Here is a 1,313-nt window from a genome sequence, read left to right as displayed (position 1 = left end):
AAAGGAATTCATTCTTGGCAAGGATCAGGTATGGAGGGATCTAACCTCACAGAGGCAAACGGGGATCACGTATACAAACACTACCGGGAAAGCGATCTTTATTACGGCGTCAATTATTACGAATAGTTCTATGAAAATTGCGACGCTGTTTGTGGACGGCGTTACCATTTGCTCCAGTGCTCAATCAAATTTTACTGATGCGGGTGCTGCTATACGTGGTCAACTTTCTGCAATAGTGAAAAACGGTTCAACTTATCAGGTTAACCAAGGGACGGTAGCAAACTGGGGTGAATTACGATGAAATATTTTATTGATGAATCTTGTGTAATTTATGCCTATGAAGATGATGGTTCACAAGATGAATTAATTGGGAATAAAAAAATGCTCACTGAAAAAGAGCTTGATGCCATCCTGAACCCGCCTCCAACACACGAGGAAGTCATCGCCTCGGCAAAGTTGAAGAAATCGGAGTTACTGACTAATGCAGAATCGACGATCAGCATCTGGCAGACAAAGCTGCTGCTGAACGTCATCAGTGATAAAGACAAAGCCAGCCTTATCGCATGGCTGGCTTACATTGATATGCTGAACACTATTGATGTCAGTCTTGCTCCGAATATTAACTGGCCTGCACATCCGGGACAGTAGGCCATTCGGGTTTTGCTGTATCGACACGCATCAGCAAGACCCGGTATTTTTTCCACTCTGCGAGCACAGCGGTTTCCTCACCCGACGCAATACCAGTCTCCACAGCGTCCTGACGCCATGCAATTTCAGCGTCCGCTACCGTTCGAAGTCGGCATTTTATCAGCTCATTTTCAGCGGTTAACTCTTCCTGTGTTGGCGGAGGAACATCAATCCAGACTGGTAGCCCATCAACTACTCCTAGTTTCTTTCCATTTGGCGGCTGTGCTGTAAATTCATTAGTGACATCGTCTGAAACCTCAAAAGCATCACTGGGCCAGTCATTGGCAGGAGCGTAATAGGTTTCCTTCAGGGTATTTGCATAAAACGCACAGTTTGAGGGGGAAAAAGAATAGTTAAAATCGCTCATATTAAAACCCTATCGCTATCCAGGAAATACCGTTTGCCTGAGAAACACCTGAGGAGTTGAACGTCGACACTGACGATATCTTAATGTTACTTACCCCTGTGAAATTCGTATTAATAGAGACTGATGCTGTTGCATTTAAACTGATACTTGGCGCGTTAATAAAAGGTGTTGGAAACGTGATATCTATACCAGATGATGGATTTGTATTCGCAAGAGAACCACGTTGCATCAGAAACCCATTTGGAAATTTAACCCAGAC

The 1,313-nt window shown here is 44.1% G+C and carries 3 protein-coding genes and 1 pseudogene; 2 read left to right on the top strand and 2 right to left on the bottom strand.

From position 1 onward, the window contains the following. Together GTGU_RS26400 and GTGU_RS22140 are read left to right on the top strand one after the other, a co-directional pair. Positions 1–301, top strand: a pseudogene (locus GTGU_RS26400) (hypothetical protein); the annotation flags it as partial. Next, positions 298–648 carry a tail fiber assembly protein gene (locus GTGU_RS22140; RefSeq protein WP_038162766.1) on the top strand — a complete coding sequence of 117 codons (351 nt, stop codon included), beginning with the start codon at positions 298–300 and terminating at the stop codon, positions 646–648. The pseudogene GTGU_RS26400 and the gene GTGU_RS22140, both read left to right, overlap by 4 nt. On the opposite strand, the gene GTGU_RS22135 is transcribed toward GTGU_RS22140, so the two are convergent. Together GTGU_RS22135 and GTGU_RS26395 are read right to left on the bottom strand one after the other, a co-directional pair. Continuing rightward, positions 620–1,054 carry a tail fiber assembly protein gene (locus GTGU_RS22135; RefSeq protein ID WP_038162763.1) on the bottom strand — a complete coding sequence of 145 codons (435 nt, stop codon included), beginning with the start codon at positions 1,052–1,054 and terminating at the stop codon, positions 620–622. The two genes, GTGU_RS22140 and GTGU_RS22135, sit on opposite strands and share 29 nt — an antisense overlap. Before the next feature lies 1 nt (position 1,055). Beyond that, positions 1,056–1,313: gp53-like domain-containing protein (locus GTGU_RS26395; protein WP_425427531.1), on the bottom strand; the 258-nt coding region annotated here is incomplete at its 5' end.

The sequence above is a fragment of the Trabulsiella guamensis ATCC 49490 genome, assembly GCF_000734965.1.
Taxonomy (GTDB): domain Bacteria; phylum Pseudomonadota; class Gammaproteobacteria; order Enterobacterales; family Enterobacteriaceae; genus Trabulsiella; species Trabulsiella guamensis.
The sequence above is the reverse complement of the archived record's forward strand: the minus strand, read 5'-3'. Positions and strand labels throughout refer to the sequence as shown.

Excerpts from the sequence above, each read along its gene's own strand:
- GTGU_RS22135 (WP_038162763.1), bottom strand. The coding sequence starts at position 1,054 with ATGAGCGATTTTAACTATTCTTTTTCCCCCTCAAACTGTGCGTTTTAT.
- GTGU_RS22140 (WP_038162766.1), top strand. The coding sequence starts at position 298 with ATGAAATATTTTATTGATGAATCTTGTGTAATTTATGCCTATGAAGAT.